The following is a 20,032-nucleotide window of genomic DNA, read 5'->3' on the forward strand; positions in this document are numbered from 1 at the left end:
GATCAGGCGCCTGCGCCCGGATAGTTCGGGCTTTCGCGGGTGATCGTGACATCATGGGCATGGCTTTCGCGCAGGCCCGCGCCGGAGATACGCACGAAGGTCGCGCGCTCCTGGAACTGCTTGAGATCGGCACCGCCGACATAGCCCATGGCAGCCTTGAGGCCGCCTGCGAGCTGATGCAGCACACCGGCGACAGGCCCCTTGTAAGGCACCTGGCCTTCGATGCCTTCCGGAACGAGCTTCAGCGTGTCGCGAACCTCGGCCTGGAAATAGCGGTCGGCCGAGCCGCGGGCCATGGCGCCGACGGAGCCCATGCCGCGATAGGCCTTGAAGGAGCGGCCCTGGTAAAGAAACACTTCGCCCGGGCTCTCATCCGTGCCGGCAAGCAGCGAGCCGATCATGACAGCCGATGCTCCTGCGGCGATTGCCTTGGCAAGATCGCCGGAGAATTTGATGCCGCCATCGGCGATGACAGGGATATTCTGTTCCCGCGCCGCTTCGACCGCCGACATGATGGCGGCAAGCTGCGGCACGCCAACGCCGGCAACGATGCGGGTGGTGCAAATCGAACCGGGGCCGATACCGACCTTGACTGCATCGGCGCCAGCATCGATCAGCGCGCGCGTGCCGTCATAGGTGGCAACATTGCCGGCCATGATACGGACGGAATTGGAAAGCTTCTTGACGCGAGCGACCGCATCGAGAACGCGCTGCGAATGGCCGTGGGCGGTGTCGACGACCAGAAGGTCGACGCCGGCCTCGATCAGGCGTTCGGCGCGCTCGAAACCATCGTCGCCGACATTGATGGCCGCGGCGGCGCGCAGGCGGCCCTGTGCATCCTTGGAAGCGTTCGGGTTAAGCTGCGACTTCTCGATGTCCTTGACGGTGATCAGGCCGACCAGACGGCTATCGCCGTCGACGACGAGCAGCTTTTCGATACGATGCGTGTGGAGCAGGCGCTTGGCTTCCTGCTGCTGCACGCCATCCTTGACCGTGACGAGATTCTCGCGGGTCATCAGTTCGTAGATCTTCTGCTGAGGATCGGAGGCGAAGCGCACGTCGCGATTGGTGAGGATGCCGACGAGGCGATGGCTCTTTTCGACGACCGGGATGCCGGAGATGCCGTGCGACTTCATGAGCGCGAGTGCTTCTGCAAGCGTTGCATCGGGGCCGATGGTGACCGGATTGACCACCATGCCACTTTCGAACTTCTTGACCTGGCGAACCTCTTCGGCCTGCTGCACCGGCGTCAGGTTGCGGTGGATAACGCCGATACCGCCGGCCTGGGCCATGGCGATCGCCAAACGGCTTTCGGTCACCGTATCCATCGCCGCTGAAATGATCGGCAGGTTGAGATCGATATCCTGGGCGATGCGGGTGGCGACATTCGTCTGGCCGGGCATGACCTCGGAGTGTCCCGGCTGCAGGAGCACGTCGTCGAATGTGAGAGCATCCAACCCGGTCGGCGTTTCAATAATGCGTGCCATGGCCAATTCCTTCGTCTGTGAAAAACAGGAAAGCCCGGAACGAATCGTCTACCGGGCGATCTTGCAAGTGTTGCTTGGAAGTTGGCGAGGGCTGGTAACACGTTCATGACAGGAAGTGAATAGCTAAAAGCGCCCGGCAGATATGCCGGACGCGCAAGCTGCTCCCAAAGCCTCGGCTTTCAGATTTCCAGCTGATAGCTTTTCGGAATGTAGCGGAAGCCTTCCTGCTGCTTTTCGACGAAGCCCACGGCCGGGAAAGGCATGTGGAAGCCGAGGAAGGGAATGCGGTCGGCGGCGATCATGTCGAAGATGCGCCGGCGGGTCTTGGCGCCCTGCGCCTTGTCCACATCGAAACGAACTTCCCAATCCGGACGGCCGAGCGACAGGATATAATGATTGGCGGTATCGCCGGTCATGACCAGCTGCTTACCATCCGACTCGAGGTGGAAGACGAGATGACCAGGCGTATGGCCCGGAGCCAGCATGGCGGTCATGCCGCTGACGATCTGATCACCGTCCTTGAGGAAGGTCATCTTCTCGGCGAAAGGCACGACATTGGCGAGCACGGCCTTGTGGCCACCTTCTGCCGGCGTGCCTTCGCGCGCCTTGTCCGTCCAGAAGCCATATTCGATCTCGCCGGTCACGTAGCGGGCGTTCGGAAAGGCGGGAGCGCCGTCTTCCAGCATACCGCCGATATGATCTCCATGCAGATGCGTCAAGGCGACGATCGTCACCTGCTCCGGCGTATAGCCGACGGCCTTCAGGCCGTCACGAAGGCGGCCCATGCCGCGCGCACGACCCGCAGCACCGAAACCGGTATCGACGACGATCAGGTCGGAGCCGGTTTCGATGATGGCGGGTGCATAGCTGTTCACGAACTTTTCCGTCGGCAGGAAATTCTGTTCCAGCAGCTTGCGGACGGTATCGGGCGACTGGTTCGTGCCGAAGGTTTCCCAGGGGTTGTCCATGACATTGGCGCCGTCCTTGACGACGGTAACAGTGCAGGATCCCAATTTGAACTGATGCGTGTCCGGGGGCAGAACAGCGGTCATAGTCTCACTCCTTGTATTGGGGCAGCGTAAGCTGCGCCTATCATCGCAGCCGGCAGCAACGGCAGGGAATATGATCCTGCCCGACCCATAATTTGATCATGACAATGCTATCCAATTCCGCTAATACACCGGCAACGTTTTATGCGTTTAGCATTTCCATGCTCTTAGCATATGTCAAATCCTGCTTTCCACCGCGTGCGCCGGCTGGTATCACGAAGACGTGATCTTCAGGCGAGCACGGAGCTGAATCCGGGATTGGCAGCGGCCTCGCATAGGACTACAGAGCGGCTAACCGCCCGAAGGACGGAAGCCTTCCCGAAGATAAAAGCCATCAGGGCAAGCGCCTATGAACCGCATCGTTCCGTTGATCCTCGCCGTAGCCCTCTTCATGGAACAGATGGATTCCACGGTCATTGCGACGGCGCTGCCGGCAATCGCCAACGATCTCCATGTCGGCCCGATCACGCTCAAGCTGGCCCTCACCTCCTACATGGTGTCGCTGGCGGTGTTCATTCCGATCAGCGGGTGGATGGCAGACCGCTTCGGCGCGAAGAACATTTTCCGCATCGCCATTTGCGTCTTCGTCATCGGCTCCATCATGTGCGCCTTTTCGGGCGGCCTGCTGGAATTCGTCTTCGCCCGCTTCCTGCAGGGCGTCGGCGGCTCGATGATGACGCCGGTCGGACGGCTCGTGCTGGTGCGCACCACGCAAAAGAGCGATCTGGTCTCCGCGATGGCGCTGCTGTCCATTCCGGCGCTTGTCGGCCCGCTTGCCGGCCCACCGCTTGGCGGCTTCATCACCACCTATGCCTCCTGGCACTGGATCTTCCTGATCAACGTGCCGGTCGGCATTCTTGGCGTCATCCTGTCCTCGATATTTCTGCCGGAAGTCGAGGCAACCAGGCCGCCGAAGCTCGATGTCGTCGGCTTCCTGCTGACGTCCTTCGCGGCGGCGGGCGTCGTCTTCGGCATGTCCGTCATCAGCCTGCCGGCGCTGCCGCCCTATATCGGTATCTCGGCTGTCGTCACGGGCTTCATCTGCGGCTTCCTTTATATCGGCCATGCGCGCCGCCACCCGGCGCCGATCCTCGATCTGTCGCTTCTGAAGAACGCCACCTTCCGCGCCTCGGTGACGGGCGGAACGCTCTTCCGCATCTGCATCGGCGCCATGCCGTTCCTGACGCCGCTGATGCTGCAGCTCGGCTTCGGCCTCAACCCGTTCCAGTCGGGGCTGATCACCTTTGCCGGCGCGATCGGCGCGATCAGCACCAAATTCATCGCACGCCGGGTCTTTACCGCGGTCGGCTTCAAGACCGCGCTGCTTTCGGCGGCGGCCGTCACGACGATTACCACGATCTCGACCGGGCTCTTCCAGCCGTGGACGCCGCATCTCATCATCATTGCCGTGCTGTTGGTCGGCGGCTTCTCGCGGTCCTTCTTCTTCACCGGCGTCAATGCGCTCGCCTTTGCCGATATCAGCGACAAGCAGGCCAGCCAGGCGACGTCGATGAGCTCGGTCATGCAGCAGATCAGCCTGGCGCTCGGCGTCGCGGTCGCGGCCATGATCCTGGAAACCTCCACCTTCTTCCGCGGCGCGGAATTGCAGGTCATCGATTTCCACATCGCGTTCTTCTGCATCTCGGCGCTGACGGTGATCGCCACCATTCCCTTCATCCGGATGGATCGCAACGCCGGCGCCATGGTCTCGGGCCACAAGGCTGGCCTGAAGCGCGTGGCCACACCGCAGGTGCAGCAGCCCGTCGTCAAATGATGATGACGTAGAGCAACCGGACCTATTCCGGTCTTTCGCAGACGGCGCTCAGCTTGTTGCCGTCGGGATCGCGGACGTAGGCCGCATAGAAATTGGCGTGGAACGAGCGCAGGCCGGGCTTGCCTTCATCCGTGCCGCCATGGGCCAAGGCCGCAGCATGGAAGGCGTCGACATCGGCGCGGCTTTCCGCATGCAAGGCAACCATCGAGCCATTGCCGATTGTTGCCGCCCGGTGATTGTAGGGCACGACCACCCAGAACCTGCAACGGGTATCGCCATCGGCGGCATAGCCGATTTCCTCATCCGATTCGCGCTGGCGTCGGTAGCCGAGCACGGGCAGAACGCCGTCATAAAACTCTTGCGCGCGTGGAATGTCGTTGGAGCCGAGCGTTACGTAGAGGAGCATGATTGAGTCTTTTTCATCCGCGATGCCTTGGGAACCGGCATCATCCGACGAAAAAGACAGCCAGATCAAGCCTCGGTTGCTTCCTCTTCGGCCTTGCGTCCCTTGAAGCCCTTTGCCAGCAGGAACATTTCGACCGATTCGGCTCGGGATGCGCCCGGCTTCATGTGAACGACCTGGCGGAAATTCTGCTTCAGGAATGTCAAAAGATCGCGCTCGGTGCCCCCCTGGAAGGTCTTGGCAAGGAAATGCCCGCCTTCCGCCAGCACTTCGACGGCGAAATGCGCGGCAACTTCGCAAAGATGCATGGTGCGCAGATGGTCGGTGCGGTGATGGCCCGTCGTCGGCGCGGCCATATCCGAGAGCACGACATCAGGCGCACCGCCGACGGCATCGATCAGCCGCTGCGGCGCATCCGGCTCCAGGAAGTCGAGCTGGAGAACGGTGACGCCGGGCAGAGGCGTCATTTCCAGAAAGTCGATGGCCGCAACACGAATGTCATCCTCGGTCGATCCGGTCACCTTGGCGGCGATCTGCGACCAGCTGCCGGGTGCAGCGCCCAGATCGATGATGCGGCGGGCGCCCTTCAGAATATCGTGCTTCTCGTCGATCTCCAGCAGCTTGAAGGCGGCGCGGGCGCGATAACCTTCGAGCTGGGCGCGTTGCACATAGGGATCGTTGATGTGCCGGTGCAGCCACTGCCGCGAGGAGGCCTTGAGCTTCTTTTTCTTGACGCGCTGGCCGAGCTTGCGGCCTGTGCGGTTGCCCGCGATGGTTGGCTTGGTCATGCCTGCGGTCCCTTTATGTCTCTCGGTCGATGGCCGCGGCGTGAGCGGCCCCGCCGCCAAACGCCATCATCTGCCATCATGTCAGTCAGCAATCCCTCGCGCAGGCCGCGATCGGCAACGCGCATGCGCGGGCTCGGCCAGCGGCGGCGGATCGCCTCCAAAATAGCGCAGCCGGCCAGCACGAGATCGGCGCGATCCGGCCCGATGCAAGGATTGGCGGCACGGCCGGCAAAATCCCACGACAGCAGCTTGGCCTGCATCGCGCTCACCTCGTCGTCCGACAACCAAACGCCGTCGACCCGGCGCCGGTCGTAACGCGGCAGGTCGAGATGGACACCGGCGAGCGTCGTCACGGTACCCGAGGTACCAATCAGGTGGAAATCGGCACTGTCGCGCGCAGCGCCCTGCACTGGCGGACAATCGAAATGCTCAAGCATGCGCTGAACTTCGCACACCATGGTTTCGAACAGCTCCGGCGTCACGTCGCGTCCGCCGTGGCGTTCGGAAAGCGTCACGACGCCGACCGGCAGCGAGGTCCAATGGGTGATGTGGTTGGCAAGCCGGCTGGAGCGATTTTCGCCGATGCGGATGACGGCGATCTCCGAAGAGCCGCCGCCAATATCGAACAGCACGACCGAACGCGCTTCCGGCCCGACAAGCGACGAGCAGCCCGATACGGCAAGCCGTGCCTCGGTCTCGCGATCGATGATCTCAAGCTGCAATCCCGTTTCGGCAATCACGCGCTCAAGAAACGCCTCGCCGTTATCGGCCGCACGGCAGGCTTCAGTCGCGATCAGCCGCATGCGGCGGATCTCGCGTGTCTTCAGCTTGGCGGCGCAGATGCGCAGCGCCTCGACAGCCCGGTCCATGGCATCGCCCGACAGCCGTCCGCTGGCGCCAAGGCCCTCGCCCAGCCGCACGATGCGCGAAAACGCATCGATCACCCGAAACTGGCCCGGACGTGTCGGTTGCGCGATCAATAGGCGGCAGTTGTTTGTACCCAGATCAAGCGCCGCATAGAGGTCGGCAGGCCGGAACTCGGCTTCACCGCGCTGCTGGTGCGCATGTCCCTCGCGTTGCGGCGGCGTTTGCCGATCGTGGCGATGATCGCCGTGGATCTGCGCCTGGCTGGCATCAGCTGTATTCGCTGGAGCGGCAATATGGGGCGTCTTCTCATGCGCAAGCGGCCGACCCTGCAGGCCGCGCTTGCTGCGATGCTTGCGCCGGCTCTTGCCGCTCTTGTGCGATGAGGCATGACCATGATCTGCGGCAGCGCGAAGTTCCGGCGCGGACTGGGCCTGCTGTTGTGTTGTGGAAGGATGCTGCCCACCGCTCTGGGCTCCGCCACGCGCACGGCGCCGGCGCTTACGTTTCTTCGCCGGAGAACCGGCCTCATCCTCTGCTGGGCGCGTCGCCGCCGGGCCAGGCTTGCCTGCCTGACTGGCTTCCGCAGAATGAGCGTTCGGGCGGCCATGGCTGCGCTTACGCTTCGCGCGCCGGGAGGATTTCGCCTTCCTGCGCTCTGCTTCCGACGCCCCGTCTGCCTGCGGCGCTTTGCCGCTGTCGGGGTCACTCACGTATCTTTTCCACCGCACCGCGCGACGCCGATCGGCATGCTGCAGGCGCTCATTTGATTTTCGTTGGGTGGAGAATACCAGCAGGATGGGTTTTCGCCAAATTCTTTTTGAAAAGCGCCATTTTAGGCGCACCCGAAACAGCCGTCAGGCGATCGGATGCGCACGCACATCGGCTGCAAGTTGCTGCATACGGTCGATCGGCGCGTGGCCGATCAGCATGAAGGCATGGGTGGCGCTCGACCAGTAGACGACATTCATGCCGCGGCGACTTTCCATGTCCGGCGCGGCCGTGCCCTTTGCGGATTGGACGATGCAAAGCGCCATGGGACCGCTCTCGGGATCGAGATAAGCGATCTGTGCAAGCGGCTTGCTGTCATAGTTCAGGATCTGGGCGCGCTTGAATTCGACACCGGGTATGGCGACCGTTTCCGGCGCCAGCGACAGGCCGAGCTTGGAACCGACCTGGTTCAGCTGCGCTATCTGCTGCGTCCGGTCCCCGGCCGGCGCGCTCAGCGTATCCGTCGTATAGAGCGAGAGATATTCGGCGACCACGGCACGCCATTCGCTATCCTCATCCGGCTTGGCGAGGCGATGGCCAATGGCCGTGACCGCGCGGTCGACGGCAATGGCGGCCACGAAACTCGCGGCAACAGCCGCAAGGAAACTGCGACGGCCGATACCGGCGGCGCCAACCTTCTGTTCGCCAGCGGCGGGAATAGCCGCGAGCATGGCATCCAGTTTCGCAGCAGGCGCCTCGGCAAGCATCGGCGCGAACGCCTCGCCGAACGGCAGGGCACTGCGTGACAGGAAATCGAAACGCTCCGCCGCGCGCTCGTCGCCGGCGATCAGTCGTTCTATCCTTTCGCGGTCGACCGCGTTCAGCTCGCCATCGATGAAGGCGGTGAGCAGCTCGTCCGAGGGTATCTGTCCTTTGTCCAATTCAGTCATTTTCGTTCCCCAGTCGTCCGCTTCCGGCAGACCGTCCGTCCGCCGTCACCCCCATGCCTTCCGCAAGCTTTGCCCGCGCCGCCGCCAGCCGGCTCATGACAGTGCCGATCGGCACATCCAGAACTTCCGCCACCTCGCGATAGGAAAGCCCTTCGACATAGGCGAGAAACACCACGGTGCGCTGCGCTTCCGGCAGCGCCTGCACCTGCTGCAACACCTGGCCGGCGAGAATATGCGTCTCGGTCTCGCGCGCACCGTCGAAGACCAGCGTCTCGTCGGCATCGACGAAGCCTTGTCCCATCCGCACCTTGCGCGAGCGGACCTCGTTCAGCCAGATCGAATGCAGGATCGCAAACAGCCAGCGATCCAGCCGCGTGCCCGCTGTAAACTGAGCTGCTCGCTCCAGCGCCCTGACACAGGTCGCCTGAACGAGATCATCGGCCACATCGCGCTGGCGCGACAGCACGACGCCATAGCGCCACAGCCGCGTCAGATGTTGGGACAGGCCTGCCCTGATATCCTCTTCGCTCGCTATGGCATCCTCCGCGACATCAGCATTTCGGGGAGCCGCCGACCTTTTCGGCGACTCCGATACTCTCGGACTATAAGCAGAAATCGCGCTACGAGCGACCGGCATGGTTCCCATATCCCTCGCAAAGCTCCCTGCTTGTCGTCAGCGGTGAACCAACCCCGGCCTCAAAGGCTCGACGGGTTCAGGATCGCAGCGTGGAGGTCACGGTATTCCTCGCACGTCGTGTTGCCGCAAAGCGCCTTGATCGTGTTCAGCTGATCTTTGGCGAGATCCATCTGACCCTTGATGACATAGGCTTCACCGAGATATTCGCGCACCAGCGAGTATTTCGGGTCCATGGCGACGGACTTCGTATAGTAGGAAATACCCTCATCCGTGCGGCCGAGCTTGCGGGTGGCATAGCCGCGATAGTTCAGCGCCTCGGCCGTATTGGGGTTCTGCATCGTATCGAGAACCGCCAAGGCTTCCTGATAGCGATGATCCTTCTTGGCCAGCGAATAGGCATAGTCGGCACGGTTTTCGTCGGTGATGTTGGAGCCCTGCTGCTTGACGCATTTCTTGGACTTCTGGTCGTAGATCTCGCCCTTCTTGCAGGTCGGCGTCGTGCTCGAATCGTCGCCGGCTGCAAAGACCGGAATAGCGAACGCGCTGAGGGCAAGACCTGCGCCGAGGGCGATGGAAGCAAGGCGGAATGCGGTGGTCTTCATAGAATGTCTCCTTGGCAAAATGGACGTTGCGAAGAGAGAACACACCGCCTGCCAGTTTTATTCGGATTGCCGGAGAATATTTTTCCGCGTGCCGACCCCCCGCGACCGTCACTCTTTCGTGACCGCTCCGGCATCGAATAGATCTCGATCGTCGCGTGTTTCACCCCGCATGCCCTCCAAGGGCCGCAGGAGAAACCCGTGATCGATACCGTCAAACTTCTAAGCCTTGCCGTCGCCACCCCCGATAACATCATCCTCCAATCGGACGCCGCGGAGACGGCCGGCCGATTGTTTTCCGAGCGTTTTCGCGACTTCAAATATCTGGCCCGCGTGTTCGACAGCGCCGGCATCCGCAAGCGTCACGCGGCACGGCCGCTTTCCTGGTTCGAACAGCCGCATGGCTGGCAAGACCGCATGAGCGCCTATACCGAAGTCGCATCCAATCTCTTCCGGCAGACCGCGACAAGGGCGCTCAAACGCGCCGGCCTTGAGGCTCATCAGGTGGATTGCATCGTCACGGCGTCTTCGACCGGCGTTGCGACACCCAGCCTTGAAGCGAGGCTCGCCGGCGAGATGGGCTTTCGCTGCGATATCGAGCGGGTGCCGATCTTCGGGCTCGGCTGCGCGGCTGGTGTCTCAGGTCTTGCCATTGCCTCGAAGATGGCGAAGAGCCGGCCGGGTGCCGTGGTTCTCTTCGTCGCGATCGAGCTTTGCTCGCTGGCCTTCCGCCTGGATGAGTTGACAAGGCCCAACATCATCGCCACGGCCCTGTTCGGCGATGGAGCGGCGGCATGCATCCTGAGAGCGGGAGACGGCGGCATCGCCGAGATCGAATCGACGGGCGAACATCTCTTCCCCGACAGCCTGGGCATCATGGGCTGGAAAATCGACGACACGGGCTTCGGCATCATCCTCGAGCAATCCCTGCCGGTCTTTGCCGAGACGCATCTGAGAGCCGCCATCGCGGGCATTCTCGATCGCGCCGGGCTTTTGCTTTCCGACATCGATCGTTTCATCTGCCATCCCGGCGGCGCCAAGGTGCTTGCGGCGCTGGAGAGTGCGCTTGGTCTTGAGCCCGGCTTGCTCGATATCGAACGCGACGTGATCGGCGATTACGGCAACATGTCGTCGCCGACGGTGCTGTTCGTGCTGGAGCGGGCGATCGCCGCCGGATTGCCGCCGCGCTCGGCATTGCTTGCCATGGGGCCGGGGTTCACGGCGAGCTGCATTACCCTGAGGAGGGTCGCATGATGCTCTGGCCATCGATAGCGCTTCTGAGTTTCGTGACGCTGCAGCGGCTCGCCGAACTGGTCTATGCCAGGCGCAATACCGCCGCGCTCCTTGCCCGCGGCGCACGGGAATATGCGGGCGCGCACTATCCTTTCATGGTGGCGATGCATGCCGCCTGGCTGATCGGCCTATGGCTGCTCGCCATCGGCCGGCCGGTCGATCCCGTCTGGTTCGGCCTGTTCATGCTGCTGCAGGGATTGCGTCTCTGGGTATTGGCAACGCTTGGGGAACGCTGGACGACGCGCATCATCATATTGCCCGGAGCGCCTCTTGTGAGGAAAGGACCCTATCGTTTCCTCAGTCATCCCAATTATGCGATCGTCGTCGGCGAGATCGCCGTGCTGCCGCTCGCCTTCGGTATGCCGCTTTACGCTGCGATCTTTTCCGTGCTCAACGGCATCATTCTCGCCGTCCGCATCCGCGCCGAAAACGCCTGCCTGAAACAGAGTGCGACCTGACCGCATTTTTCATTTGCGCCGCTGAAATTTGGCAGGCATTTTCGATGCTTAGTTCACGGCCCCGGCAAGAAAAGAGGGCCGTGCGGCAAGGCAATGAGCATGCGGGTAGCAGGGTAAAATGACAAAGGACGCAATCGTTCTCGGCGCCGGCATCGTCGGCGTATCGACGGCAATCCATCTGCAGCAGCGGGGGCGCCAGGTCGTCCTCGTCGACAGGAAGGAGCCGGGCCGGGAAACGTCCTTCGGCAATGCCGGCCTCATCCAGCGGGAGGGCGTGGTGCCCTATGGCTTTCCGCAGCAATTCGGCCTGCTGCTGCGCTACGCCTTCAACAACCGCGTCGACGCGCATTATCATCTGCGCGCCCTGCCTTCGCAGATTGCTTTCCTCGCCCGCTATTGGTGGAATTCCAACACTAAGCGTCATGAGATGATCTCGCGTGCCTATGCGCCCTTGATCGAACATTCGGTCAGCGAGCACCATGACCTCATCGAGGCCTCGCACGCCGAGGAGCTGATCCGCAAGAACGGCTGGGTGGAGGTGTTCCGCACAAACGAAAAGCGCGACGCGGAGTTTGCCGAGGCCGAAAGGCTCAATCACGAATTCGGCATTGGCTACGACGCCTTGACCAGCGCGGAGCTAGCGGCGGCGGAGCCACATCTGAGAGGCGCCTTTGCCGGTGCCTTGCGCTGGCGCGATCCCTGGTCGGTGCTCGATCCGCATGGGCTGACATCGGCCTATCGCCGTTATTTCGAAAGCATCGGCGGCCGCGTGACCACAGGGGATGCCGTCTCGCTCGGGCGGGCCGGATCTGCCTGGAGAATGGTGACGGCGGAAGGCTCGATCGAAGCGGAAGATGTCGTCGTGGCGCTCGGTCCCTGGGCCGATCTGGTGACGAAGCGCTTCGGCTATGCCTTTCCGCTCGGCGTGAAGCGCGGCTATCACATGCACTATGCCGCAGAAGGCAATGCCGTCCTCAACAACTGGACGCTGGATGCCGAACGCGGCTATCTGCTGGCGCCGATGAGCCGCGGCATACGACTGACGACCGGGGCCGAATTCGCGCGGCGCGACGCGCCGAAGACACCGGTGCAGCTTGACCGCGCCGAGGCTGTTGCTCGTAGTGTTTTCCCGCTTGGTGAACGGCTCGACCCGGAGCCCTGGATGGGCGCCCGCCCCTGCACCCCCGACATGATGCCGATCATCGGCAAGGCGCCGCGCCATGACGGACTATGGTTCGCCTTCGGCCATGCGCATCACGGCCTGACGCTCGGTCCCGTGACCGGCCGCGTGCTCGCCGAACTCATCACTGGCGAGAAACCCTTCATCGATATTTCGGCCTATGCGCCTGACCGGTTCGCGCCCTGAACGCGAGCCTAGCGAATTGCCGCGAGAGCCTTGATGGAGGCGTCGACAATGCCGTCGATCGTATCGTCGATATCGATGGTGACGACGCCCGGCTCGCCGGTCGGCACTTCCAGCGTCTGCAATTGGCTTTCCAATAGCGAAGCCGGCATGAAATGGCCCTTGCGCTCGCCCATGCGCTTGGTCAGCAGTTCCTTGGAGCCATCGAGATAGACGAAATAGAGATGGCCGCCGGCAGCCGCCCGCAGGCGCTCGCGATAAGTGCGCTTGAGCGCAGAGCAGGAAACGGCGATCCCCTCACCCTTGGAAAGGCTCGCGGCGATCTCCTGGCCGATCTTTTCGAGCCACGGCCAGCGATCCTCGTCGGTTAGCGGAATGCCCTTGCTCATCTTCTCGACATTGGCAGCAGGATGCAGCGCGTCACCTTCGATGAAGTGCACGCCGAGCCGGGCCGCCACGCCCTCACCGATCGAGGTTTTACCGCTGCCGCTCACGCCCATGACGATGAGGGCAAGTGGAGTGTCTTGATTGTTGCGCATGGAGACCGTCCGGAACGAATGGATTCAATCGGGCGCGGCCGGTCTGGCCAGACACGCCCGATTCGCAACTTGGATCAATCCAGCGGAAAGAAACAGGAAAATTTATGCGTTCCCTCGCCCGTCAATTCCGGCTCGACCTGCCGACATTGCTCCTGAGCACGCCAGCAGCGCGGGTTGAAGTGGCATCCTTTCGGCGGGTTGAGCGGCGATGGCAGCTCGCCCTGCAGACGGATGCGGTTCTTCTCGCGATCCGGATCGGCAATCGGCGTCGCCGACAGGAGTGCCGCGGTATAGGGATGGCGTGGCCGCGTGAAGACCTCTTCGGCCGTGCCGGTCTCGACCGGGCGCCCGAGATACATCACCATGACATCGTCAGCGATGTGGCGGACCACCGACAGGCCATGCGAGATGAAGAGATAGGCAAGGCCCATCTCTTTCTGCAGGTCCATCAACAGGTTCAGCACCTGCGCCTGGATCGACAGGTCGAGCGCGGAAACCGGCTCATCGAGCACAAGCACCTTCGGCCGCAGCATGAGCGCGCGGGCAATGGCGATGCGCTGGCGCTGGCCACCGGAGAACATATGCGGGTAGCGGTCGTAATGTTCCGGACGCAAGCCTACGCGTGCCATCATCGCCTCAGCCTTGCTGCGACGGGTGGCGGCATCGTCATCGGTGTTGATCTTCAATGGCTCCTCAAGGATGGAGCCTACCTTCTGGCGCGGATTGAGCGAGCCATAGGGGTTCTGGAAGACGATCTGCACGGCGCTGCGCAGGCTGCGGTCGCCAAGCTTTGCCGGCTTGCCATCGATCAGCAGTTCGCCGGCCGTGGGATGTTCGATCATCGTCACCAGGCGGGCAAGCGTAGACTTGCCACAGCCGGATTCACCGACGACAGCGAGCGTGCGGCCCGACTGAAGGCTGAAGCTGACGCCGTTCAGCGCCTTGACGGTCGCCTCCGGTTTGAAGCTGCCGCGCTTGACGGTGTAGAAACGGGCGAGATCGCGCCCTTCGAGAACAGCGCCGGTCATGCGGCACCTCCTGCTGCTTGCGTGGCGGCAATGCCGGGATGGCCGAGCGGCTTGCCGTGTTCCAGCGGATAGTTGCAAAGTGTTCTGCCCAGAGCGACATCCTGGCGCGTGACGCCCTTGTCGCATTCCGGCGTGGCGAAGGAACAGCGTGGTGCGAAGAGGCAGCCCGTCGGGCGATCATGCTGACCGGGGACGACACCGGCGATGGATGGCAGGCGTTCACCGACCACGGCACGCTCCGGCAATGCCGAAAGAAGTGCTGCCGTATAGGGATGATGCGGGTCGCGGAACAGAGCCTTGACCGGCTGCTCCTCGACCTTCTGACCGGCATATTGCACCTGCACGCGCTCTGCCGTTTCGGCAACGACGCCCATGTCGTGGGTGATGAGCACCAGCGCCATGCCCTGTTCCTGCTGCAGGCGGACAAGCAGATCGAGGATCTGTGCCTGAATGGTCACGTCGAGCGCGGTGGTCGGCTCGTCGGCGATCAACAGCTTCGGATTGCAGGCAAGCGCCATGGCGATCATGACGCGCTGGCTCATGCCGCCCGACATCTGGTGCGGGAAGTTCGACAGTCGATCTTCCGGCGCCGGAATGCCGACAAGCTTCAAAAGCTCGATGGAGCGCTCGCGACGCGCCTTTCGATCGAGCCCCATGTGGATGCGCAGGGTTTCGCCGAGCTGGAAGCCGACCGTGAAGCACGGATTGAGGCTCGACATCGGCTCCTGGAAGATCATCGCCATGTCCTTGCCGATGATCTTGCGGCGCTGGCGCGAGGAGATCCCGCGCAGGTCCTTGCCATCAAACATCATGCGGTCGGCTGTGATCTTCGCCGTCCAGGGCAGAAGCCCCATCATGGCAAGCATGGAGACCGATTTGCCGGAGCCAGACTCACCGACGATCGACAGAATTTCGCCCTTGTCGCACTGGAGCGAGACACCGTCTACCGCCCGGAACAGGCCGGATGAGGTCTGGAATTCCACGGTGAGATTTTCAATATCGAGAAGTGCCATTACGACCTCTTCAGCTTCGGGTCGAAGGCATCGCGCAGGCCGTCGCCCATCAGATTGATGGCGAGAACCGTGATGAGGATGCAGAGACCGGGAAAAGTGACAAGCCAAGGGTTGCTCAGGAAGAATTCGCGCGAATCCGCGAGCATCGTGCCCCATTCCGCCGTCGGCGGTTGGGCACCCTGGCCGAGGAAGCCGAGTGCTGCCGCATCGAGAATAGCGGACGAGAAGGAGAGCGTCACCTGCACGATCAGCGGCCCAAGACAGTTGGGCAGGATCGTCTTGAACATCAGCCGCAGCGAACCAGCGCCGGCGACGCGCGAGGCAATAACGTATTCCTTGTCACGCTCGGCCATGACCGAGGCGCGGGTCAGGCGAACGAAATGCGGCTGGTAGGTGATGGCGATGGCGATCATCGCATTCGTCAGGCCAGCCCCGAGGATCGCCACCAGCACCAGAGCGAGCAGCAGCGATGGAACGGCGAGAATAATGTCCATGACGCGCATGATGATCGTGTCCGTGTAGCCACGAACATAGCCGGCGACAAGGCCGATCAGGACGCCAGCCGCAGCGGAAACCGAAGCGACCACGAGGCCGATGAACAGCGAATACCGCGTGCCGTAGATGAGGCGTGACAGCAGATCGCGGCCAATGGCATCCGTGCCGAGCAGGAAGCTGCTGTTGCCGCCTTCCGCCCAGACCGGCGGCAAGCGCTGCATTGTGCTGCCATAGGCGGTGTCAGGATTATGAGGTGAGACGACGCTGGCGAAGATCGCCAGCAACAGAACGAAGACGAAGATCGCGAGACCGATGACAGCGCCTTTGTTACGAGAGAAATAGTACCAGAACTCCGCAAGAGCGGAGGGGCGGTCGGATTTGACGCTAACCGTGCTCATGGGCCGCTCCTAATGACGAATGCGTGGATTGATGAAGCCGTAGAGCAGGTCGACAGCGAGATTGACGGACATAACAATGCCGGCAATCAGCAACAGGCCACCCTGCACCACCGGATAATCGCGCTTGGTGACGGCATCGATCATCCATTTGCCGATGCCCGGCCAGGAGAAGATGCTCTCCGTCAGGATGGCGCCGCCAAGCAGCACACCCGTCTGCAGGCCGATCGTGGTGATGACGGGGATCATGGCGTTGCGCAGCGCATGCACCGACACGACGCGCAGTGGCGACAGGCCCTTGGAACGGGCGGTGCGGACGTAATCCTCGCCAAGCACTTCCAGCATCGCCGAGCGCGTCTGGCGGGCGATGACGGCTAGCGGAATGGTGCCGAGAACGATAGTCGGCAGGATCAGCGAACTGAACGCGGACCAGAAAGCACCCTTCTGACCGGAGAGCAGGCTGTCGATCAGCATGAAGCCGGTGATCGGCTTGAAGAAATAGATGAGACCGATGCGGCCGGAAACCGGCGTCCAGTGCAGATAGCCGCTGAAAAAGATGATCAGCAGCAAGCCCCACCAGAAGATCGGCATGGAAAAGCCGACGAGGGCCACGCCCATGACGCTCTGGTCAAACCATGTGCCTCGCTTGACGGCGGCGAAGACACCGGCCGGGATACCAAGACAGGCAGCCAGGATCATGGCGCAGATCGACAGCTCCAGCGTTGCTGGAAAGAAGGTGAAGAAGTCGGTCAGCACGTCACGCTTGGTGGTGATCGAGGCGCCGAAATCGCCGTGCAGGACGTTCCAGAGATATCTGCCGTACTGGACGACAATCGGCTGGTCGTAGCCAAGATCATGCGAGATCTGCGCATGCCGTTCCGGCGACATCACACGTTCGCCGGATAGCAGCATGACCGGATCGCCGGGAAGCAGGCGAATGAGCGAAAAGGCGACAATCGATACGCCGAGGAATGTCGGGATCAAGACCGCAAGGCGGCTGAAAAGGAATCGCAACATGACAGTTGTCCAAATTTTTCCGGCGGCCAGACAATGTGCCTGACCGCCGGGTCGCCCGGCCTAGCCGGGCATTCTCACAGATTTTTCGTTATTCGGCGATATCGACGCCGTCGAAGCGATGAACGCCGACCGGATCCTGATGGTAGCCGGAGACATTCTTCGTCATCGGGATGAACTCTTCCGAATGGTCGATGGTCATCCACGGTGCTTCGCGCTTGAAGACGACCTGGGCCTGTTCGTAGAGCTTGGTGCGCTCCTTGATGTCAGCCGTCTGCTTGGCCTTCTTCACCAGATCGTCGAATTCCTTGTTGCACCACTGAGCACGGTTGTTGCCGCCGACGGCATCGCAGCCGAGCAGGGTGTCAAGGAAATTGTCCGGGTCGCCGTTGTCGCCGGTCCAGCCGAGGATCGCCGCACCATCGCGGTCCTTCGCGGCGGAGAGCTTCAGGTACTGAGCCCAGTCATAGGTGACAATCTCGACCTTGACGCCGATCTTGGCCAGGTCTGCCTGCATCAGCTCGGCAGCGCGACGAGCATTCAGCATGTAAGGACGCGAAACCGGCATCGCCCAGATCTTCATGCTGAGATCCTTTACGCCAGCCTTTTCAAGCAGCTTCTTGGCCTCTTCCGGCTTGTAGGCGTCGTCCTTCACTTCCTTGTTGTAGGACCACATGGTCGGCGGGATCGGGTTGATGGCAACCGTTGCCGAACCCTGGAAGACGGCGTCGACGATGGCCTGCTTGTTGACGGCCATGTTGATGGCGCGACGGACTTCAGCCTTGTCGAACGGTGCAACCAGCGTGTTGTAGGCGAGGTAGGAAACGTTCAGACCGGCCTGCTCGAGAACCTTGAGGTTCTTGTCGGCCTTGAGGTCCTTGATGTCAGCTGCGTTCGGGTACGGCATGATATTGCATTCGCCGGACTTCAGCTTCTGCGCGCGAACGGATGCATCCGGCGTGATCGCAAAGACGAGATCGTCGATCTTTTCCTTGCCCTTGAAGTAGGTTTCGTTTGCCTTGTAGCGAATGACGGCATCCGGCTGATAGGCGACGAAGGTGAATGCGCCAGTGCCCAGCGGCTGCTGGTTCATCTGCTCCATCTTGCCATCGGCCTGCAGCTTGTCGGCATATTCCTTCGACAGCACAGAAGCGAAGTCCATCGCGAGGTCGGCGAGGAACGGAGCTTCCGGACGGTTCAGGACGAACTTGACCGTGAGGTCGTCAACCTTGTCGATCGACTTGATGAGCTTCGGGAAGCCCATGCCATCGGCATATTCATAAGAGCCGCCGGCAACATACTTTGCCCACGGATTGTCCGTGCCCAGCTGACGGGTGATGGAGAAGATCACGTCATCGGCGTTGAGATCACGCGTCGGCGTAAAGAAGTCGGTGGTCTGGAACTTCACGCCCTTGCGCAGCTTGAAGGTGTATTCCTTGCCGTCGGGGGAAACGGTCCAGCTTTCGGCGAGGCCAGGCTCGATCTCGGTGCTGCCGTGCTTGAATTCGACGAGGCGGCTGTAAACGGTACGCGAAGAGGCATCGAAAGTATTGCCTCCGGTGTACAGGCCCGGGTCGAAGCCTTCCGGCGAGCTTTCCGAGCAATAAACAAGTGTTTTCGACCAGGCGGACGTTGCCATGACCGAAGCCAGGGCTGTCACTGCCAGCAGGGCAGAAATCTTTTTCATGATATCGTTTCCCAGATTTGTTATTCTTTTGAAACCGTGGACACCCCAGAGGTTCCCATTCGGATCGCGCCGATGGAACTTTATTTTAAGTTTGAAAGCAACAAGCGCCGCCTAAATTTTTTCCAAATCGTAGAGTTTGGAAATTTTCGGACGAAAAAACCTCTGGATTGGTAATATTCTGCCGAAATTTTGCGTGATTTTATCAGATTCAGGATGATTTGACGCTTTCCCATCGCGATCCGTTCATCATCCACTGCCCGGATGCGAGGCAATAAAAACAAAAATCCGCGGCTGCCGGCGGCAACCACGGATGGAAAACATCAAACGATTGAACGTGGCCGATCAGGCCGCGGGTGCAGTGATCGACGGCTTCTTGGCGATCACCCGGTGATCCACATCCGTCAGGCCGAGCAGGAAGTTGATCTGCGGGCGCGCCTTGACGAGATCGTCGATGGAATATTCGGTCAGAACATCGAAGAACGCATTCAAGGCCTTACGCAGCGCCGAATTGAGGCCGCAGCTATCGACCAGCGGGCATTCCACGACGCCGTCCTCGAAGCATTCCGCCATGGCAAAGCTGTCTTCCGTCACGCGAACAACGTCGAAGAGGCTGATCGCGGTCGCGGCCCTGCCGAGGCGAACGCCGCCGTTGCGGCCACGCACGGTTTCGACGAGGCCGGCCTTTGTCAGCGGCTGCAGGATCTTGAACAGGAAGAGCTCGGAGACGCCATATGCCTTCGCGATCTCCGGGATGCGGCTCAGATGGCCGTCATTGGCAGCGCAATACATCAACATGCGCACCGCGTAATTGGTCTGTTTCGTCAAGCGCATGCCGATCTCCTGGAATCGAGGCTGCTTAGGGGTCGGATGGTATATAGTGGCTTTCTTAGTTTTGAACAATTCCAAAATATGAAATTAATATTCACGTATTTTCGAAAACCTCGGCCACACGCTCATTGCGCACCGCCGGCCTGCACCGCTCACAATGGAGGAGCGGCGGCGCCAAGGCTGAAGTGCTCAAGGCACGGCAATCCAGACCGCCATTTCACAGCCACCCGGTTCTCGGAAATGAAAGCGCCGGCCCCCGGGAAAATCAAACGCGGGGCGGGTTATGACACCGCCGGCAAACTCGACCGCGCGCTGGGCGGCTTCCAGATCGGTGGTGCGGACCACGGGCAAGGGCGCACCGGCCGCCTCCCCCGCATTGCCGTCAATGCCGGCATCTATGCCTGCGGCTTCGATCACGTGGTAGGTCGGTCCATAGCTGACGAAGCTCCAGTCAAAGGCTTCCTCGAAGAAGCGCCGGGTCTTGAGGCCGTCTTTCGACGGAAATTCGAGATAGTCGATCTGATAGGTCGCGGACATCAACAGCCCTCCCATTGTTCTCGTTTTGTTCTAATGCAAAACAAGGATGCAGACAAGATCACTCTACCGAAAACCGCTCCAATAAAAACCGCCGCCCGCAAATCTGTCGGGCGGCGGTCG

General features: G+C 61.5%; 20 protein-coding genes. 4 read left to right on the forward strand and 16 right to left on the reverse strand.

Features of this window, described 5'->3' with window-relative positions; all coding sequences use genetic code 11:
* Positions 1 to 2: 2 nt before the first annotated feature.
* On the reverse strand, positions 3 to 1,487 hold the full coding sequence (gene guaB, locus A6U86_RS25610; RefSeq protein WP_068396938.1) for an IMP dehydrogenase: 1,485 nt from the start codon (positions 1,485 to 1,487) through the stop codon (positions 3 to 5).
* A 179-nt stretch (positions 1,488 to 1,666) separates the two neighbouring features.
* Entirely contained in the window at positions 1,667 to 2,539 is an 873-nt protein-coding gene (locus A6U86_RS25615; RefSeq protein ID WP_068396942.1) for an MBL fold metallo-hydrolase, read from the reverse strand.
* Between the two features lie 346 nt (positions 2,540 to 2,885).
* Between A6U86_RS25615 and A6U86_RS25620 the strand changes: the two genes are divergently transcribed.
* Entirely contained in the window at positions 2,886 to 4,310 is a 1,425-nt protein-coding gene (locus A6U86_RS25620; RefSeq protein WP_068396945.1) for an MFS transporter, read from the forward strand.
* A gap of 22 nt (positions 4,311 to 4,332) precedes the next feature.
* On the opposite strand, the gene A6U86_RS25625 is transcribed toward A6U86_RS25620, so the two are convergent.
* From A6U86_RS25625 to A6U86_RS25650, 6 genes are all read right to left on the reverse strand, one after another.
* Positions 4,333 to 4,716 carry a VOC family protein gene (locus A6U86_RS25625; protein ID WP_068397884.1) on the reverse strand — a complete coding sequence of 128 codons (384 nt, stop codon included), beginning with the start codon at positions 4,714 to 4,716 and terminating at the stop codon, positions 4,333 to 4,335.
* Positions 4,717 to 4,781: 65 nt separating this feature from the next.
* Complete coding sequence (locus A6U86_RS25630; RefSeq protein WP_068396948.1) at positions 4,782 to 5,501, reverse strand: RlmE family RNA methyltransferase; 720 nt, start codon at positions 5,499 to 5,501, stop codon at positions 4,782 to 4,784.
* Positions 5,498 to 7,078 carry a Ppx/GppA phosphatase family protein gene (locus A6U86_RS25635; protein WP_068396951.1) on the reverse strand — a complete coding sequence of 527 codons (1,581 nt, stop codon included), beginning with the start codon at positions 7,076 to 7,078 and terminating at the stop codon, positions 5,498 to 5,500. The genes A6U86_RS25630 and A6U86_RS25635 overlap by 4 nt, the downstream gene beginning before the upstream one ends.
* A gap of 144 nt (positions 7,079 to 7,222) precedes the next feature.
* Entirely contained in the window at positions 7,223 to 8,026 is an 804-nt protein-coding gene (locus A6U86_RS25640) for an anti-sigma factor (protein WP_198929093.1), read from the reverse strand.
* Positions 8,019 to 8,663 (reverse strand): RNA polymerase sigma factor, encoded by a 645-nt coding sequence (locus tag A6U86_RS25645; RefSeq protein WP_068396954.1) that lies wholly within the window; start codon positions 8,661 to 8,663, stop codon positions 8,019 to 8,021. Before A6U86_RS25645 ends, A6U86_RS25640 begins: the two co-directional genes overlap by 8 nt.
* 59 nt (positions 8,664 to 8,722) lie before the next feature.
* Positions 8,723 to 9,265, reverse strand: coding sequence for a tetratricopeptide repeat protein (locus tag A6U86_RS25650; protein ID WP_068396957.1), 543 nt, complete (start codon positions 9,263 to 9,265; stop codon positions 8,723 to 8,725).
* A gap of 198 nt (positions 9,266 to 9,463) precedes the next feature.
* Here A6U86_RS25650 and A6U86_RS25655 point away from each other — a divergent pair, with 198 nt between their 5' ends.
* From A6U86_RS25655 to A6U86_RS25665, 3 genes are all read left to right on the forward strand, one after another.
* A complete protein-coding gene (locus A6U86_RS25655) occupies positions 9,464 to 10,516 on the forward strand; it encodes a type III polyketide synthase (protein WP_068396960.1) in 1,053 nt (350 codons plus the stop codon).
* Entirely contained in the window at positions 10,516 to 11,013 is a 498-nt protein-coding gene (locus tag A6U86_RS25660; RefSeq protein ID WP_068397889.1) for an isoprenylcysteine carboxyl methyltransferase family protein, read from the forward strand. Before A6U86_RS25655 ends, A6U86_RS25660 begins: the two co-directional genes overlap by 1 nt.
* Before the next feature lie 118 nt (positions 11,014 to 11,131).
* A complete protein-coding gene (locus tag A6U86_RS25665; RefSeq protein ID WP_068396963.1) occupies positions 11,132 to 12,379 on the forward strand; it encodes an FAD-binding oxidoreductase in 1,248 nt (415 codons plus the stop codon).
* 8 nt (positions 12,380 to 12,387) lie between these two features.
* On the opposite strand, the gene A6U86_RS25670 is transcribed toward A6U86_RS25665, so the two are convergent.
* From A6U86_RS25670 to A6U86_RS25705, 8 genes are all read right to left on the reverse strand, one after another.
* Positions 12,388 to 12,915, reverse strand: a complete 528-nt coding sequence (locus A6U86_RS25670) for a gluconokinase (RefSeq protein ID WP_068396966.1) — start codon at positions 12,913 to 12,915, stop codon at positions 12,388 to 12,390.
* Between the two features lie 74 nt (positions 12,916 to 12,989).
* A complete protein-coding gene (locus A6U86_RS25675; protein WP_068396969.1) occupies positions 12,990 to 13,943 on the reverse strand; it encodes a peptide ABC transporter ATP-binding protein in 954 nt (317 codons plus the stop codon).
* A complete protein-coding gene (locus A6U86_RS25680) occupies positions 13,940 to 14,956 on the reverse strand; it encodes an ABC transporter ATP-binding protein (protein ID WP_068396972.1) in 1,017 nt (338 codons plus the stop codon). Before A6U86_RS25680 ends, A6U86_RS25675 begins: the two co-directional genes overlap by 4 nt.
* Entirely contained in the window at positions 14,956 to 15,849 is an 894-nt protein-coding gene (locus tag A6U86_RS25685; protein WP_068396974.1) for an ABC transporter permease subunit, read from the reverse strand. The genes A6U86_RS25680 and A6U86_RS25685 overlap by 1 nt, the downstream gene beginning before the upstream one ends.
* A 9-nt stretch (positions 15,850 to 15,858) precedes the next feature.
* Positions 15,859 to 16,863 carry an ABC transporter permease subunit gene (locus tag A6U86_RS25690; protein WP_068396977.1) on the reverse strand — a complete coding sequence of 335 codons (1,005 nt, stop codon included), beginning with the start codon at positions 16,861 to 16,863 and terminating at the stop codon, positions 15,859 to 15,861.
* Between the two features lie 88 nt (positions 16,864 to 16,951).
* Complete coding sequence (locus A6U86_RS25695) at positions 16,952 to 18,547, reverse strand: ABC transporter substrate-binding protein (protein WP_068396980.1); 1,596 nt, start codon at positions 18,545 to 18,547, stop codon at positions 16,952 to 16,954.
* Between the two features lie 342 nt (positions 18,548 to 18,889).
* Positions 18,890 to 19,378, reverse strand: coding sequence for an iron-responsive transcriptional regulator RirA (rirA, locus tag A6U86_RS25700; RefSeq protein WP_068396983.1), 489 nt, complete (start codon positions 19,376 to 19,378; stop codon positions 18,890 to 18,892).
* Between the two features lie 186 nt (positions 19,379 to 19,564).
* On the reverse strand, positions 19,565 to 19,912 hold the full coding sequence (locus A6U86_RS25705; RefSeq protein WP_068396986.1) for a glyoxalase/bleomycin resistance/extradiol dioxygenase family protein: 348 nt from the start codon (positions 19,910 to 19,912) through the stop codon (positions 19,565 to 19,567).
* Positions 19,913 to 20,032: the final 120 nt, after the last annotated feature.

Source organism: Rhizobium sp. AC27/96 (genome assembly GCF_001692325.1).
GTDB lineage: Bacteria > Pseudomonadota > Alphaproteobacteria > Rhizobiales > Rhizobiaceae > Rhizobium.

Bases quoted from the DNA above. Each gene is read 5' to 3' on its own strand.
- guaB (WP_068396938.1), bottom strand. From the start codon at position 1,487: ATGGCACGCATTATTGAAACGCCGACCGGGTTGGATGCTCTCACATTC.
- A6U86_RS25615 (WP_068396942.1), bottom strand. From the start codon at position 2,539: ATGACCGCTGTTCTGCCCCCGGACACGCATCAGTTCAAATTGGGATCC.
- A6U86_RS25620 (WP_068396945.1), top strand. From the start codon at position 2,886: ATGAACCGCATCGTTCCGTTGATCCTCGCCGTAGCCCTCTTCATGGAA.
- A6U86_RS25625 (WP_068397884.1), bottom strand. From the start codon at position 4,716: ATGCTCCTCTACGTAACGCTCGGCTCCAACGACATTCCACGCGCGCAA.
- A6U86_RS25630 (WP_068396948.1), bottom strand. From the start codon at position 5,501: ATGACCAAGCCAACCATCGCGGGCAACCGCACAGGCCGCAAGCTCGGC.
- A6U86_RS25640 (WP_198929093.1), bottom strand. From the start codon at position 8,026: ATGACTGAATTGGACAAAGGACAGATACCCTCGGACGAGCTGCTCACC.
- A6U86_RS25645 (WP_068396954.1), bottom strand. From the start codon at position 8,663: ATGCCGGTCGCTCGTAGCGCGATTTCTGCTTATAGTCCGAGAGTATCG.
- A6U86_RS25650 (WP_068396957.1), bottom strand. From the start codon at position 9,265: ATGAAGACCACCGCATTCCGCCTTGCTTCCATCGCCCTCGGCGCAGGT.
- A6U86_RS25660 (WP_068397889.1), top strand. From the start codon at position 10,516: ATGCTCTGGCCATCGATAGCGCTTCTGAGTTTCGTGACGCTGCAGCGG.
- A6U86_RS25665 (WP_068396963.1), top strand. From the start codon at position 11,132: ATGACAAAGGACGCAATCGTTCTCGGCGCCGGCATCGTCGGCGTATCG.
- A6U86_RS25670 (WP_068396966.1), bottom strand. From the start codon at position 12,915: ATGCGCAACAATCAAGACACTCCACTTGCCCTCATCGTCATGGGCGTG.
- A6U86_RS25675 (WP_068396969.1), bottom strand. From the start codon at position 13,943: ATGACCGGCGCTGTTCTCGAAGGGCGCGATCTCGCCCGTTTCTACACC.
- A6U86_RS25680 (WP_068396972.1), bottom strand. From the start codon at position 14,956: ATGGCACTTCTCGATATTGAAAATCTCACCGTGGAATTCCAGACCTCA.
- A6U86_RS25685 (WP_068396974.1), bottom strand. From the start codon at position 15,849: ATGAGCACGGTTAGCGTCAAATCCGACCGCCCCTCCGCTCTTGCGGAG.
- A6U86_RS25690 (WP_068396977.1), bottom strand. From the start codon at position 16,863: ATGTTGCGATTCCTTTTCAGCCGCCTTGCGGTCTTGATCCCGACATTC.
- A6U86_RS25695 (WP_068396980.1), bottom strand. From the start codon at position 18,547: ATGAAAAAGATTTCTGCCCTGCTGGCAGTGACAGCCCTGGCTTCGGTC.
- rirA (WP_068396983.1), bottom strand. From the start codon at position 19,378: ATGCGCTTGACGAAACAGACCAATTACGCGGTGCGCATGTTGATGTAT.
- A6U86_RS25705 (WP_068396986.1), bottom strand. From the start codon at position 19,912: ATGTCCGCGACCTATCAGATCGACTATCTCGAATTTCCGTCGAAAGAC.